The 14,313-nt window shown below is 40.5% G+C and carries 13 protein-coding genes; 6 read left to right on the top strand and 7 right to left on the bottom strand.

All coding sequences use genetic code 11. From position 1 onward, the window contains the following. The 4 genes from IM475_RS15565 to IM475_RS15550 all read left to right on the top strand — a co-directional run. Positions 1–322 (top strand): Rpn family recombination-promoting nuclease/putative transposase (locus tag IM475_RS15565; RefSeq protein WP_287728148.1); only part of this gene is annotated, 322 nt, incomplete at its 5' end. A 71-nt stretch (positions 323–393) separates the two neighbouring features. Further along, positions 394–3,018 carry an alanine--tRNA ligase gene (gene alaS, locus IM475_RS15560; RefSeq protein WP_502865721.1) on the top strand — a complete coding sequence of 875 codons (2,625 nt, stop codon included), beginning with the start codon at positions 394–396 and terminating at the stop codon, positions 3,016–3,018. 69 nt (positions 3,019–3,087) lie between these two features. Next, positions 3,088–4,563 (top strand): AAA family ATPase, encoded by a 1,476-nt coding sequence (locus IM475_RS15555; RefSeq protein WP_287728147.1) that lies wholly within the window; start codon positions 3,088–3,090, stop codon positions 4,561–4,563. Continuing rightward, a complete protein-coding gene (locus IM475_RS15550; RefSeq protein ID WP_287728146.1) occupies positions 4,556–5,311 on the top strand; it encodes a hypothetical protein in 756 nt (251 codons plus the stop codon). Before IM475_RS15555 ends, IM475_RS15550 begins: the two co-directional genes overlap by 8 nt. 171 nt (positions 5,312–5,482) lie before the next feature. On the opposite strand, the gene IM475_RS15545 is transcribed toward IM475_RS15550, so the two are convergent. The 3 genes from IM475_RS15545 to dnaB form a co-directional block, all read right to left on the bottom strand. After that, on the bottom strand, positions 5,483–6,799 hold the full coding sequence (locus tag IM475_RS15545) for a family 10 glycosylhydrolase (RefSeq protein ID WP_287657970.1): 1,317 nt from the start codon (positions 6,797–6,799) through the stop codon (positions 5,483–5,485). A gap of 92 nt (positions 6,800–6,891) precedes the next feature. After that, the gene (locus IM475_RS15540; RefSeq protein ID WP_287728145.1) at positions 6,892–8,469 is read right to left on the bottom strand and encodes a glycosyltransferase family 39 protein; all 1,578 of its coding nucleotides are present in this window, start codon (positions 8,467–8,469) and stop codon (positions 6,892–6,894) included. Between the two features lies 1 nt (position 8,470). After that, positions 8,471–10,228: a replicative DNA helicase gene (gene dnaB, locus IM475_RS15535; RefSeq protein WP_287728144.1), complete on the bottom strand. Its 1,758-nt coding sequence runs from the start codon at positions 10,226–10,228 to the stop codon at positions 8,471–8,473. Positions 10,229–10,419: 191 nt separating this feature from the next. Between dnaB and cobM the strand changes: the two genes are divergently transcribed. Beyond that, on the top strand, positions 10,420–11,208 hold the full coding sequence (gene cobM, locus IM475_RS15530; protein WP_287728143.1) for a precorrin-4 C(11)-methyltransferase: 789 nt from the start codon (positions 10,420–10,422) through the stop codon (positions 11,206–11,208). A gap of 135 nt (positions 11,209–11,343) precedes the next feature. After that, entirely contained in the window at positions 11,344–11,508 is a 165-nt protein-coding gene (locus IM475_RS15525) for a hypothetical protein (protein ID WP_287728142.1), read from the top strand. A 71-nt stretch (positions 11,509–11,579) separates the two neighbouring features. Here the strand turns inward: IM475_RS15525 and IM475_RS15520 are convergent, their stop codons facing one another. The 4 genes from IM475_RS15520 to IM475_RS15505 all read right to left on the bottom strand — a co-directional run bounded on the left by IM475_RS15520 (position 11,580) and on the right by IM475_RS15505 (position 14,182). Further along, on the bottom strand, positions 11,580–12,047 hold the full coding sequence (locus IM475_RS15520; RefSeq protein WP_002757008.1) for a TspO/MBR family protein: 468 nt from the start codon (positions 12,045–12,047) through the stop codon (positions 11,580–11,582). A gap of 9 nt (positions 12,048–12,056) precedes the next feature. Beyond that, positions 12,057–12,398, bottom strand: coding sequence for a translation initiation factor (locus IM475_RS15515; RefSeq protein WP_287728141.1), 342 nt, complete (start codon positions 12,396–12,398; stop codon positions 12,057–12,059). Positions 12,399–12,506: 108 nt separating this feature from the next. After that, positions 12,507–14,021: a cryptochrome/photolyase family protein gene (locus IM475_RS15510; RefSeq protein ID WP_287728140.1), complete on the bottom strand. Its 1,515-nt coding sequence runs from the start codon at positions 14,019–14,021 to the stop codon at positions 12,507–12,509. A gap of 2 nt (positions 14,022–14,023) precedes the next feature. Continuing rightward, on the bottom strand, positions 14,024–14,182 hold the full coding sequence (locus tag IM475_RS15505) for a hypothetical protein (protein WP_002739601.1): 159 nt from the start codon (positions 14,180–14,182) through the stop codon (positions 14,024–14,026). Positions 14,183–14,313 lie beyond the last annotated feature (131 nt).

Raw genomic sequence — 14,313 nt, 5'->3', positions numbered from 1 at the left:
AGACCAAGCGGTGCGAGAATTGTTAGAATTACCTCAAGGTAATGCTTTCCGGGAAAATGTCTTGGAATTATTAATTAGTTGGCGGGTTAGTATGGAAATAAATAACATCCTAGAAACTGAAGATAGAGAGGTGTTTATGACTTTATCTCAAACCTATCAGGAATGGAAGGAAGCAACTAAACAGGAGGGACGACAGGAAGGACGACAGCAAGGAAAACTGGAATCTATTCCCCGTTTGCTTGCTTTGGGTTTAAGTGTGGAACAAATCGCTCAAGCTTTGGATTTAGACTTAGAACAGGTCCGACAAGCGGCGCGAGAGTAAAGGTGGAGAGTTAAAACGCAAAAATGCCACAATGGATAAAATAGGCATTTTCTGACTAACTGATATCTTCTATGAGTAACCACCTAAGCGGAAGCGAGATTCGCCAGCGATTTTTAGACTTTTTTGCGGCCAGAAACCATAAAATTCTCCCTAGTGCCTCTCTAGTACCAGAAGACCCCACCGTTTTGCTGACTATTGCGGGAATGCTCCCTTTTAAGCCGATTTTCTTGGGGCAAAAGACCCCGGAATTTCCCCGCGCTACCACTTCCCAAAAATGTATTCGCACCAACGATATCGAAAATGTCGGCCGGACTGCTAGACACCATACTTTTTTTGAGATGTTGGGCAATTTTAGCTTTGGTGATTATTTTAAAGAACAAGCGATCGCCTGGGCCTGGGAATTGTCCACAGAAGTTTTTAACCTTCCCCCCGAAAGATTAGTCGTTAGTGTCTTTAGAGAGGATGAGGAAGCTTTCGCTATCTGGCGCGATAAAATCGGTATTCCTGCCCATCGTATCCAAAAAATGGGCGAAGCGGATAACTTTTGGGTATCGGGTCCCACGGGTCCCTGTGGTCCCTGTTCGGAAATTTACTACGATTTTCACCCGGAATTAGGGGATAAAACCATCGATTTAGAGGATGATAGCCGTTTTATCGAGTTTTATAACCTCGTCTTCATGCAGTATAACCGCGACGCGGATGGCAATCTGACACCCCTGGCCAATAAAAATATCGATACGGGGATGGGTTTGGAACGGATGGCGCAAATCCTGCAAAAAGTCGCCAATAACTACGAAACTGACCTAATTTTCCCGATTGTCGCTGAAGCGGCCCGGTTAGCAGCCATAGACTACCAGAAAGCGGACGAAAAAACGAAAGTTTCCCTAAAAGTCATCGGCGATCATGTGCGTTCGGTAGTACACATGATAGCGGATGGTATCTCAGCATCGAATAATGACAGAGGTTACGTCTTGCGTCGTCTGATTCGTAGAGTAGTACGGCACGGGCGTTTAATCGGTATTGAAGGTCAATTTATCACCAAAGTGGCGGAAGTTGCGATCGCTCTTTCCGAATCCGTCTATGGCAATGTTCGGGAACGAGAAACGGTGATCAAGGCAGAATTAGAACGAGAGGAAGCGAGATTTTTAGAAACCCTAGAAAGAGGCGAGAAACTGCTCGAATCGATTCTAGAAAAAGAAAAAAGCCAGATTTCGGGAGTCGATGCCTTTACCCTTTATGATACCTATGGCTTCCCCCTAGAACTTACTCAAGAAATTGCTGAGGAGCAGGGTTTAAGCGTCGATACGGCGGGTTTCGAGCAGGAAATGAAAAAACAGCAGCAAAGATCAAAAGCCGCCCACGAAACCATAGATTTGACGGTACAGGGTAGTTTAGATAAGCTGGCGGAACATATTCACCCGACGGAATTTCTCGGTTATACGGATTTGCAAGCAACCGCAACAGTAAAGGCGGTTTTAGTCGCTGGTAAAACGGTGGAATCGGCCGCAGCAGGCACTGAGGTGCAGGTAGTTCTCGATCAAACCCCTTTTTACGCCGAATCGGGTGGACAAATCGGTGATAAGGGTTATTTAACCGGCGATAATCTGCTTATCCGCGTGGAGGATGTGCAGAAAGAATCGGGGATTTTTATCCATTTTGGTCGGGTGGAGCGGGGAATTGTCACCACCGGCGATACAATTAATGCTCAGATTGATCGCTCCTGTCGTCGTCGCGCTCAAGCTAATCATACCGCCACCCATCTGCTACAATCGGCCTTGAAAAAGCTTGTCGATGCTGGGATTTCCCAAGCAGGTTCCCTCGTCAGTTTTGAGCGCCTCCGTTTTGATTTTAACTGTCCTCGTCCCCTGACTAGCTCTGAATTGCAACAGGTGGAAGAACAGATTAACACTTGGATTGCCGAAGCGCATGACACCGAGATAGCGGTGATGGGATTGGAAGAAGCGAAGCAAAAGGGAGCTATTGCCATGTTTGGCGAGAAATACGGCTCAGAAGTGCGAGTTATCGATATTCCTAGCGTTTCTATGGAATTATGCGGGGGAACTCACGTTAAAAATACCGCCGAGATCGGTTTATTTAAAATCATCTCCGAGACGGGAATCGCTGCGGGAATTCGTCGCATCGAAGCGGTGGCTGGCCCCGCCGTGTTAGCATACCTGAATGAACGGGATCAGGTAGTGCGGGACTTGTGCGATCGCTTTAAGGTCAAACCTCTGGAAATTCCCGATCGCATTACGGCCCTACAATCGGAGTTAAAGGGGACACAAAAGCAGTTAGAAGCGGTTAAACAGGAGTTGGCGCTAAATAAATCGGATGCTTTGCTATCTCAAGCTGAATCTATCGGCGAATTTAAGCTATTAGTCGCTTCTTTGGGTGATATTGATGCTAATGCTTTGATGGCTGCAGCCGAAAGACTACAGCAAAAATTAGGGGAAGGGGCAGTGGTTTTGGCCTCGACTCCCGCAGCTGATAAAGTGAGTTTAGTGGCCGCTTTTAGTCCCCGGGTGATTAAAGATAAGGGTTTACAAGCGGGTAAATTTATCGGTGCGATCGCTAAAATCTGCGCCGGTGGTGGTGGTGGTCGTCCCAATTTAGCTCAAGCTGGGGGACGGGATGCTAGTAAGTTAAGCGAAGCTTTAGCTAAGGCCAAAAGTCAGTTAACTAGCAGTTTACAATAGTTTTAAGGGTGGGCATTTTGTCCACCTTTAAAAATTAGTTATCCTCTCGGTGTGATTGGTAAAAATAATATGGAACTACTGATCAAGAATTTGGGATCAATTAGAAATAATAATCAAGCTATAGATTTAACCAAGAAGTTTTATACTTTTATTGGCTACAACAATAGTGGCAAAACCCTAGTTTCTCAGCTTTTATGGACAATTTTTAATCATGACAATATTAGAAAGTTTTCCGAAAATACCGAAATTGATTCTTTAGTAATTGACTCGGAAAAACCTATTAAAAAAATTACGATCAATCAAGAATTAATCGATGAGATTCTCAATAAATTTAGCCGATTTATTGAAAAAGAAGTTGTTAATACTTATAATCTTGATGCCAGTATTAAAGAAACGATTATTAGTTCCAATAAATTAATTTTTCAAGCGGATATTAAAGAATTTAAAGAGACGGAATTTCAACCAACTTTTTTGATTAGTGTTGAAGGAAATAATGATCTGGAGTATTTACAGATTAGCAAAGACCAAGGTAGCCTAACAATAAATATAAAAGAACTTAATATACCTGAGAAAGTATTTGATCAAATACCCAGAGACTTGTTTGAGAGAGCTAAACCATCCAAAAAATTACTAATTATTTATTCAATAATAAGAGTGCTTTTGTCTAAGACAGAAGATACTTTTTTTATCCCCGCTAGTCGTAGCTTTTTTCCTGTTTTCTACCAGTACATTTATGAGATAGAGAGAAATAAAAGAAGTGAGTATAATCGTCGATTGCAAGAATTAATAGAAAATATTGATGATGATGTTGATACTAATCGGGATATATTCAAACGTCTTCAAGAACAATTACCCAAAAGGTCTTATACAGAACCAATGAATAAAGTGATTGAGTCGCTTTATTCTCTCAATACCAAGAAAAAAATTAATTCAGTTTATAATTCTCTGATTGAAAAGATGATCGGATTAATGGGAGGAGAAATCACGATTTCTAGTCTAGAATCGATCGCACCTATTCAATTTTCTTTTAAATTCGATGAAAGCAAAGATTTACCCATGTATCTAGCTTCATCTTCAGTCAATCAGTTGACTATCTTGTATCTTTATCTCAAATATTGGGCAAAGGAAAAAAACAATTTTTTGATGATAGATGAACCAGAGGTTAATTTGCATCCCGAAAATCAAATTCGCTTAATGGATATTTTAGTTCAATTTGTCACCGAGCATGATAATCGGGTTTTGATCACCACCCATAGCCCGATTTTAACCGATATTCTCAACAATTATGTTTATCTTCATACCTTAAAAAGTTATGATGTTGATGTCACAAAAATCATTGAAGATAATCAATTAAAAAATTTAAATCCAGAAATTTCAATTGCTAAAGAAGACTTAGGGGTTTACTTTTTCACGGGTGATAAAATTATTGATTATGGAACCAGTCAATATGGTGTTTATTTTCGTAACTTTAAAGAAGTTATCAACTCTGTGCAGAAATCTGGAGAAATTTTAACCAACCATATCTATTTAGCAGAGAATGAGTAAGTCTAACTCAAAAAAAGAAATATTTTCCCTTAGACAAGAGTTTCATCAAGCTTTAGAAAAATCGGGTTTTATTGAAGAAATCTGCCTTAGTCAGGATGCGTATATTGAAATTCTAGAAACAAATAAGAGCGATTTAAAGAAAGTAGTTATTAATCACTTACAGTTATCGTCTAAAAATGACAAAAATATATCTACAGAAGTAGATAAAATCTGGGTTATCAATTTAGAAAAAGAGTTACCCGGTATCTCTGCTTCCGGCAAAACCCCTGAAAAAGCTATATTAGTTTTACAGAGAAAAGTCGATGATGCTGGTAAAATTCTCAATTATCATCTGCAAATTTGTTTAGTTGAACTCAAAGCATCCCTACAGGCAAAAAAAGACAAAGAAAGCACATTAAAGCAGATTGCTGGTAAATTTCAAAGCGGGATGAATAGAATCTATATGCTTCTGACTCTCAATAATCATGCTAATCCCCAGAAAAACTATCAAAATGCACAAATATTTGTGCAATTCAGAGGAATTATTTTTTATAATCGCAACGAAATTAGTGAGATTGCCAAAGAAAATGAGCCAGACTATAATTTGAGTGAGAGTACCTTATATAAAATTCTCTCTCAACCTACAGAATCAGATTTATTAACCCTAGAAACCCTATTAGAAGAACGAGATAAAATCGTCGTTAGGTTTATCCAAAATCCCAATCAAACTCAAAATTATATCACCATAGGACTAAAAGAATTACTCTGAATAAATGCTGCTTCTCGGCAATCTTGACAAGCTTTTTAGCTGGCAGCCTTTCACTGTTTACTGTTTACTGGACGGCTACGCCGTGCCTTTGGCAACACTGAAAAAAAGCCCGCCACTCTCCTATACCTTTTAAACAGGATTTAGTATAATTTCGATGGGCAAAAATTGCTATTAACTACCCGGAGGGGGAATTACAGGAATTTCGATCCCGTCCGGCGCTAACGGGGGAGGTGTGGGGGTTGGTTCTGGCTGGTAAATAGGTTCAGGTGTACTAACTAAGGGAATATTTTCCACCACAGGAAGACGGGGAGTGATGGGTTGGGAAAACAGCGCTTGAATTGCCGCTTTTCTGGTTTCTGGAGGTTCCAAAGCTTGCTGCCAGAGACTTTCATAAAAGAAGAAAATCACCCCTAAACCCCGTTGACGAGCAGCCAATACCTTTTCTTCAATAAAGGGTAGGGCAATCGGTCGATTGCGTAAACCGGTTAAAACTCCCACACCGGTGGGGATAGTTTGCTGGGTTTCCTGAATTTCGGGACGCTCTATTTGCTTGAGAAAACTGGGCAGATCGGGACGATAAACCTGTACGATTAACTCATCGACTAATCCTTGCCGCACCCAACCGAGCCAATCCTGTAAATGACCATTATAGGCGAATTCGTAGGGATTAGGGGCGATCGAAAGCAGTATATTCGGTTTAATTGCCTGAATTGATTCTTTGAGATTAGCCAGAAAAGCGGTGATTTTATCGGCCCGCCATTTTGTCCATTCCGGATCCCGGGGGTTAGCCGGGGGCGTTTTTTCCGTTTCCTGTTGATAAAGAGCGATAGTATAGGGATCATAGCCGAATTCGTTGGGCAAACTCAGATGATCGTCGAATTGGATGCCGTTAATATCGTATTGTCCCACTACTTCCAAGACTAACTCCCGCAGAAAATTCTGCACCTCGGGACGGAAAGGATTCAACCACACCACCTCACCGGCTGCCCCCACCCAAGTGGTCCCCCCGTCGCGTTTTTGGGTTAACCAGTCCTGATGTTTTAAGGCTAATTCAGAGGTGGGAGGGGCCATAAATCCAAATTCAAACCAAGGAATGACCAATAATCCCCTTCCACGGGTTTGTTCCACCAATTCTGCCAAGATATCTTGTCCCTGCGCTCCCGTAGGCACAAAAGGCTGTATTCCTTCCCGTTGAGCGATCGCGCTAGGATAGAGAGCATAACCGGAATTCCAGACCACGGGATAGATAGCATTAAAATTAAGATTAACTAATTGCTCGATCGCCTGTTGTCGTTTATCCCTGTCCATCAGCATCGCAGTATCGTTGGTGGTAATCCAAACACCGCGAATATCGGTATCCCGACTTTGAGAGAAAGCAGCGGAAAAATAGCCTAAGAATACGACTATCAGAAAAGATGTTAAGAATAGTAGTATAGGGAGCTTTTTAAGAATTTGCCGCCAAACGCTAGTCGGAATTAGAAAAGTCATTTCTTTAGGGTGAGAATTAACGGTTTTAACTGGTTATAATAACAGCTTTGCTCAACTCTTTCAGGCTAGATTGACACAAAATATATATTTACCTATTTCTTCCTTCGCCACAATTGACCCTGAGGATAGAAATCATCAAGACGAATATCGAATTGATCTAGGGCCAGTAATAACCGATTGGAAGGACGAAAAAGAAATAAGTTGGTCTGGGGAATTTCTAGAACTTCTTTTAACTTATCGGTATCAGGGTTAGTGGTAGTCAGGAAGTATTGTACATCAGAATTAAGACGATAATTAAGGGAAAGCAAATCACCTAAGTTAGTCCAGTCATTACCTTCGTCGCTGATAATAATGGCATTGGGTACAGCATTGATTTTTCTGGCAACTTCGCCATTCCAATAACTAGGAACTTTTGCCCAACTGGTTTCGGAAAGAGCATTATTAAAGTTCGATATTATACTAGCAGTTAACAAAAAAGTCAAGATAATTTTACCTGAAAATTTACCTTGATTAAGCAATTGTGACAAGAAAAAAGCCACAGTTATATAGATAGTGGGAAAGGTCGCAATTAGATAACGGGTGACAGTTGATCTAGTGGTGGTCAAAATTAGATCGGGAATGACTAAAGCTAGGAAAGGTACTAGGGTTGAGGTAATCAGAAAAGTAAAAACTATCGGGTTATTGTAGCGATAAACTTGATAAAAAGCATAGATAGTTAAGATTAAAAAAATTAGTCTATATATATAGGTGAAGATGTTATTAAAACCAAAATCGCTATCGCTAAATGGAGAAGTAAAAGTTAAGAGCCATAATTTACCGAACAATCCCCAATCGAGATAGTTAACGGCAGCCCAACTGGTGGAGTTAAAGGCCCTTTGAGAGTTAGTTAAAAAAACCTGTAACCAGGGTATATATAAAATCATCATCGTTAACCCAGATAACAGGAAAAATATCAAGTTATTTTTTCGCTCTGGTTTCATAACAAGATACCAAATTATCAAGGTTGCTTGAGCAAATAAGTTGAGAATAAAAAAGAGATGGGTGTAGAGTCCGAGAGTATTAGATAAGGTGTATAAAGACCAATTAACAAGAGTTCTTTTTTTGAGGCATTTTAACAGCATTAATTGACTGATTATCGTTAACAAAACTAAAAGACTATACTGACGGGACATTTGAGCAAATATTATATCAACTGGGGACAGTGCCAATAAAATTACTGCTAAAATTGCCGTTAACTTTGCTGCAAATAATTCTAGGGATAGATAGTAAATAAATGGCAGGGAGAGCAGACTAAAAACAATCGCTAAACTGCGGGAAGAAACGGGAGAAAAACCGAATATTTTTTCCCAATAGCGAGAGATAATAAAGTATAAAGGTGGGTGCTGAGGGTCTTCTTTAGCGAGAGATTGAATCGTATCAAAAACATTACTTTCGGGTTTAAGCTGCTGAAATTTTCCTAATTCTGTGGTAGATAAAAGACGGTTTTGAAAGATAGTATCAGCGATTTCTTTGGCTTGATAACCAGTGGTTCTAATGGTGGTGTAGGATTCATCATGCCAATAGACTTTTTTATCGATATTTGCCCAACGAAAAACGACACCGAGAGTTAGGATAATTGCCAAAAGTATTAAGAGCCAATTGGTTTTTATATAATTAATAGTTGCTTGCATTTTAATAATTAGAGCGACTTTGTTTAAGATTAAGAAACTTGGTAAATTCTGGTTGAAAAAGTAGCTTAATTGTGCCGGTGGGACCGTTACGATGCTTAGTAATAATTACTTCGGCCACACCTCGATCGGGACTATCGGGGTTATAATATTCATCTCGGTATAACATCATAATTAAATCCGCATCCTGTTCGATACTATTATGGACGATGATATTATTGGCAATAAAATTATGCAGTTTATCTACTGTTAAATCATACACTTCTGTCTCTCCATCCGCTTGAATTGCCATAACTTCATCCCAATTAAAAGTTAGGTCTGAATTACTCAGAGAGCGAGGTAAAGCGATATAATTACCAATATTTAGTTCATCTAATCTTTGCCAACCGTGGACGGTCAAAAATTTATGATTGGCTGTAGTTCTAATCGTGCGACCTAAACGAGTTGTTAATCGAAAAACTGGCTTAAATCCTGTGGAAAAGACCTTAGTTACCAGTGCTTTTTCTAATTTCATTGTTTCCTCGTTAAGAGCAAAAACCGTAAAATTATAGCAATTCACTAACTGACAAATTGGCACTTTAGCACGAGGATCGGCTAACTCAACTAAACTATCACCCGCTAAACATCCCGACTCGCGTAAATCGGACATCATCGGTCTTTTATTATTGCGAGATTCCACGGCGCGACTTAACTGAGAAAGAGCAATTACTGGAGCATGAATTTCTCTCGCTAAACCCTTAAGACTGCGGGTAATTTTAGAAATTTCCTGAACGCGATTATCACCTCCACCTTCCATTAATTGCAGATAATCGATTAAAACTAAGCCCATTTGTCCCTTTTTTTCTGCCTGTAAACGCCGCACTTGGGAACGCATTTGAATCACACTTAAATTAGCACTATCATCGATATATATGGGCAAATTTAATAACTTTTCTAGTCCCCCAAGAACCTTCTCTAAATCATTTTGTCCCAAACGGCCCGAGCGAATCCGATTACTTTCGATTTTAGCCTCATTCGATAACAAACGTTGGGCTAATTGTTCCTTGGACATCTCCAAACTAAAGACCGCCACAGGTAAATTCTGTTGAGCGATATTATAGGCAATATTAAGAGCAAAAGAAGTTTTTCCCATGGAAGGCCTACCCGCGATAATAACTAAATCCGAGGGTTGTAAACCACTGGTCATCGCATCGAGATCATAAAATTGAGTTTCGATACCGGGTAGAGTGGTGGTCTCCTGCATCTTCTCAATTTCGTTAAAAGTTTCGATTAAAGTATCCCCCAGAAAAATTAAACCCTCCTGGGGTCGTTTTTGGGTGAGACGAAAAATCTTTTGTTCCGATTCATCGAAAACATTTTCTAATTCTAGCGTCGTATCCCTAGCTAACTCGATAATTTCTCCCCCGGTGGAAATTAACTGACGACGCATATATTTATCCATCACTAATTCCCCATAGCGATCGATGTTAGCAGCCGAGACAGTGCGCTCAATTAATTGTAACAATCGCGGCATTCCCCCGATTTCTTCCAGCAGATGATTATCCTGTAACCAGCTGCTAACCGTCATTAAATCCGTCGGTTTTCCCTTCCCTTGTAAAGCAAGCGCCGCACGATAAATATCTTGATGGGTTTTCACATAGAAAGCTTCTGGAATTAAAAAATCACTGATTCTACCTAACGCTTTTGGATCTAGTAAAATACCACCTAAGATAGATTCTTCTGCTTCAATATTTTGGGGGGGGAGGGATTGATCGCTAATCATTGTCAATGCTGACCGTGCTTTATCATTAATTATAGTCATTCACCCTAATTAAATACAAATGTTCAGGTTAATGATAGGATTCAGTATTCAGGATTCAGGAGATTGTTTTTATTTATTCTCCCCACATCCCCACACCCCACACCCCACACCCCACACCCCACTTCCCACACCCCTTTTAAACAGGATTTAGTATGACTTTAATTGACTCCTCTCGTCTCCTCCCGGCCGTCTATTTTATTGGTGCGGGCCCCGGAGATCCGGAATTATTGACGGTAAAAGCCTATAAAATTCTCCAAAAAGCCGATGTCATCCTCTTTGCTGATTCCCTCGTCCCCAAACAGATTCTTGAGGACACTCCTAAAGATGCCGAGTTAATTCCCACCAGTAGCATCACCCTAGAAGAAATTATCCCTTTAATGATCGATCGCGTGCGTCGGGGTTTAGCGGTGGTGCGACTGCAATCGGGGGATTTAAGTCTCTATAGTGCCATCCAAGAACAAATTGAGCTTTTGACAGCAGCAGATATCCCCTTTCAGCTAATCCCCGGAATTAGTGCCTTTCAAGGATTAGCGGCCAAATTGGCCCTAGAATTAACGATTCCGGAATTAGTCCAGACAATTATTCTAACCCGGGTGGAAGGAAAAGCATCTCCTATGCCAGAAAGTGAAGAATTAGCCTCTTTAGCCGCCCATAAAGCCAGTTTATGCCTATATTTAGCCGCCCGTCACGTTGACAAGGCCCAGGAAAAACTCCTAAAACACTACCCACCAGAGCAACAGGTGGCCGTTTGTTTCCGTCTCGGTTGGCCCGACGAAAAAATCTGGGTTGTCCCCCTGTCAGAGATGTCCCGATTAACCCATCGGGAAAATTTAACCAGAACTACCCTTTATCTAATTAGTCCCGCTTTAAACCAGATTACAGGAACTCGATCGCAACTTTATCACCCGCAACATTCCCATCTTTTCCGTCCTCATTCTTAGGTATTTTCGGGGAAGTCTATCGAAAGAAACACTAGGTTTCTACCTAAAGATAGATTTAAAGAGCGGCGATTTTGTTTAAAATCGCAGTAGGAGGTAGGACAATTTTAAAAGCTTTTAAAATTAGTCTAACAATCCATGCACAGCAGCCCTACTTGTTCGGGAATTACCCTTCGTCACCTTGTGGTTGGTCGTGCCTACTGGTATTGTCCTCACTGTCGTCAGGAGGTTCCTAACTTCCTTGATTGCTCCAGTCCTGCCAAGGTAAAGGTAGAACGAGTTAGAGCGGAAAAAACAGTCTAGATTTTCAAGTTGGTAGATGGCAATAAGACCTGTGGGATGTGTTAATTTTTAACACATCCCACTTTACCTATCTATACATCCCTAGGATTGAGATGGATCATTTCCCAAGTCACATAGGTACCGATCGGACTCCAAATCAGGTAGGGTAAGAGTAGGATGCCCGCCCAAGAAGAAACAGGGAAAACCAATAGCGCCAGAAGACAACCCAAGAAAAAACCCGTACCTCCGATAATCGTTCCCGCTTTGAGACTGCGTAGTTTACAGGTGACGGGAGTATAGGCAGTAATAGTCAATTCCACCAACAGATAAAAAGCCATCAAAAACCAGCGATTAGCCGGTTGAGCTTCCCAGACTAAATAAGCAGAAATTGCCCCACAAATATAGATAATTGTCCAGATAAGAGGAATTAATCTTTCAAAGGTTAACCAATCGGGACGACGCAATCGCGCAAACCAACGTACATCGCGAGAATTGAGTAATCCCCCAGCTAACGCTACCAAAAATCCCACGACACCGATAAGCAACCAAGAGGGAATCATGATTTTAAGCTATCCTCCGCTAATTTTGGCTTTGTAACCCGATTCAATGAGAATTTGTAGAATTTTTTGGCGATGATCTCCTTGGATCTCAATGGTATTTTCTTTCACTGTACCACCCGTTCCGCAAGCGGTTTTTAACTGTTTTAATAATTTCGTCAGAGTTTCGGTTTGGCATTGAAAACCTGTAACCATGGTAACGGTTTTTCCCCCCCGACCAGAGCGGGAGGTTTGTACTCGCAAATTCTGCTGATTTGGCGGTAATTCGGGAATGGAACGCTCAAAAGCTTGAGAATTACTTTGATCTCCAAATTCCTGATAGGCAATCCGGTTTTTTTGCTTGGATTTACTCATATAGCAATTATCATAGTGGGTTTGGGGGTTGGGGGTTTTTCAGTGAGCAGTAAACAGTAAACAGTAATCAGTAATCAGTGAACTGAAAACTGGCATCTGATAACTGATTCAAAGCTGACTGCTGATAGCTCTTAATTGGTTGGACTGGCAGCGCATTTGATTAAGTTCAGCTGCCGACATTCGATCGAGATGACCTAAAATCATATTAACTCGACCTTGGGATTTTAATTTTTCTCGATGTCGTGCCAAAAAATCCCAGTAAAGAAAATTAAAAGGACAGGCAAACTCCCCGACTCGTTCATTTTTTTTATACACACAACCCCGACAATAATCACTCATTTTATCAATATAGTTGGCCGAGGAAGCGTAGGGTTTAGAAGCGAGAATTCCCCCATCGGCAAATTGTCCCATTCCCAGTACATTAGTCTGCATTACCCAATCGTAGGCATCGATAAAAACACTATGAAACCAGTTTTCAATCTCTTGGGGAGAGCAACCAAAAATTAAGGCAAAATTGCTCAAAATCATTAATCTTTGAATATGATGGGCATAACCGGTATTTTCCACCTGTGATAATACTTGTTTGAGGCAATTCATCTCGGTTTGTTTACTATCCCAAAAGAAAGCCGGTAAGGGTTGTTGATGCTCAAACCAATTACCATTAGCGTAATCTTCTCCCAAATAATGATAAATTCCCTGCATATATTCCCGCCATCCCAACACCTGACGGATAAATCCTTCGATGCTATTTAGGGCTAAATTATCTTTTTTATAGGCAATTGCTGCCCCTTGAATCACTTCCAACGGCGTTAGTAATCCTAGATTTAGATAGGGGGATAATAGGGAATGCCAGAGGGTTTCTTCTCCCGTTACCATCGCATCTTGGTATGGTCCAAAGTTGGGCAGACAATTAGTAATAAAATGCTCCAAAACCTGTAAAGCTTGTCTGCGGTTTACTGCCCAGCGAAAAGGTTTGATTTTTCCATATTTAGGAATATCTAAAGCTTCCACATCGGCGATAACCTGAAGGGTAATTTCATCGGGTTCAAACCAAAGAGGAGCAGCAGTTTTTAATCCATCTTTGGGCGGTTTGCGGTTTTGTTTATCAAAGTTCCATTGTCCTCCTATGGGTTGATTATTCTCGATTAAAATCTGCCATTTTTTGCGACTTTCTCGATAGAAATCCTCTAGTAATAGTCTTTTACGAGATTTAGCCCAATTATTAAAATCTGTCCTTGTCCAGAGAAAGTGATTATTATCAATTATGTTTATAGCACAGTCTAAATTGAGATTTTTAATTAATCTAAGAAAAGGCAAATCATTAGGCATCATAATCTGTAATTCTTTAATACCTAATCGTTTAATCCAAGCAGATAAAATCGGCTCAAAATCTTCAGCAACTTCGTAGGTGACAGACCATCCTAAAGTTTTTAATTCTTCGGCAAAATGACGCATCGCCGACCAGATTAAAACTAATTTTTGCTGATGATAGGGTCTTTGTCGAATATGATTGTGGGATTCAATTAAAATAACCGGCGTTTCCTGTGAATAGGCTTGACGATTAGCTAAGGCCGCTTGTCCTGTCCATAATTGATCCCCTAAAATCCAAATACCAATGGTCATAATTATCTCATGGCCTCTACTATTCCGCCGTATTTTTTAGCCATAATATCCGCCATTTCCCGAGCAGAAAATTTACTGGCTTTGTCGATGCTGGGGGTAAATGTCCCCGTAGGGGTTAAATAATGGGTAAATACCCCGACTTTTTTGCTAATAATCCACATATTTCTTGAAGTCAAAAATCAAAAAGGGGATGGTAATTATGAATTATGAATTAGGAATTATGAATTAGGAATTGGGGAGATGGGAAAAAAAGCTGTCTCCTGACTCCTGAATACTGACTCCTATCTCCTGA

It is taken from the genome of Microcystis sp. M061S2 (assembly GCF_020245605.1).
Lineage (GTDB): Bacteria > Cyanobacteriota > Cyanobacteriia > Cyanobacteriales > Microcystaceae > Microcystis.
Note: the sequence above shows the minus strand (reverse complement) of the source record. Positions and strands in the feature narration are given on the sequence as shown.

Coding starts and splice junctions, on each gene's coding strand:
- IM475_RS15510 (WP_287728140.1), bottom strand. CDS start 14,021: ATGACCATTGGTATTTGGATTTTAGGGGATCAATTATGGACAGGACAA.
- IM475_RS15550 (WP_287728146.1), top strand. CDS start 4,556: ATGAGTAAGTCTAACTCAAAAAAAGAAATATTTTCCCTTAGACAAGAG.
- IM475_RS15555 (WP_287728147.1), top strand. CDS start 3,088: ATGGAACTACTGATCAAGAATTTGGGATCAATTAGAAATAATAATCAA.
- cobM (WP_287728143.1), top strand. CDS start 10,420: ATGACTTTAATTGACTCCTCTCGTCTCCTCCCGGCCGTCTATTTTATT.
- IM475_RS15505 (WP_002739601.1), bottom strand. CDS start 14,182: ATGTGGATTATTAGCAAAAAAGTCGGGGTATTTACCCATTATTTAACC.
- IM475_RS15525 (WP_287728142.1), top strand. CDS start 11,344: ATGCACAGCAGCCCTACTTGTTCGGGAATTACCCTTCGTCACCTTGTG.
- IM475_RS15545 (WP_287657970.1), bottom strand. CDS start 6,799: ATGACTTTTCTAATTCCGACTAGCGTTTGGCGGCAAATTCTTAAAAAG.
- IM475_RS15515 (WP_287728141.1), bottom strand. CDS start 12,398: ATGAGTAAATCCAAGCAAAAAAACCGGATTGCCTATCAGGAATTTGGA.
- alaS (WP_502865721.1), top strand. CDS start 394: ATGAGTAACCACCTAAGCGGAAGCGAGATTCGCCAGCGATTTTTAGAC.
- IM475_RS15540 (WP_287728145.1), bottom strand. CDS start 8,469: ATGCAAGCAACTATTAATTATATAAAAACCAATTGGCTCTTAATACTT.
- dnaB (WP_287728144.1), bottom strand. CDS start 10,228: ATGATTAGCGATCAATCCCTCCCCCCCCAAAATATTGAAGCAGAAGAA.
- IM475_RS15520 (WP_002757008.1), bottom strand. CDS start 12,047: ATGATTCCCTCTTGGTTGCTTATCGGTGTCGTGGGATTTTTGGTAGCG.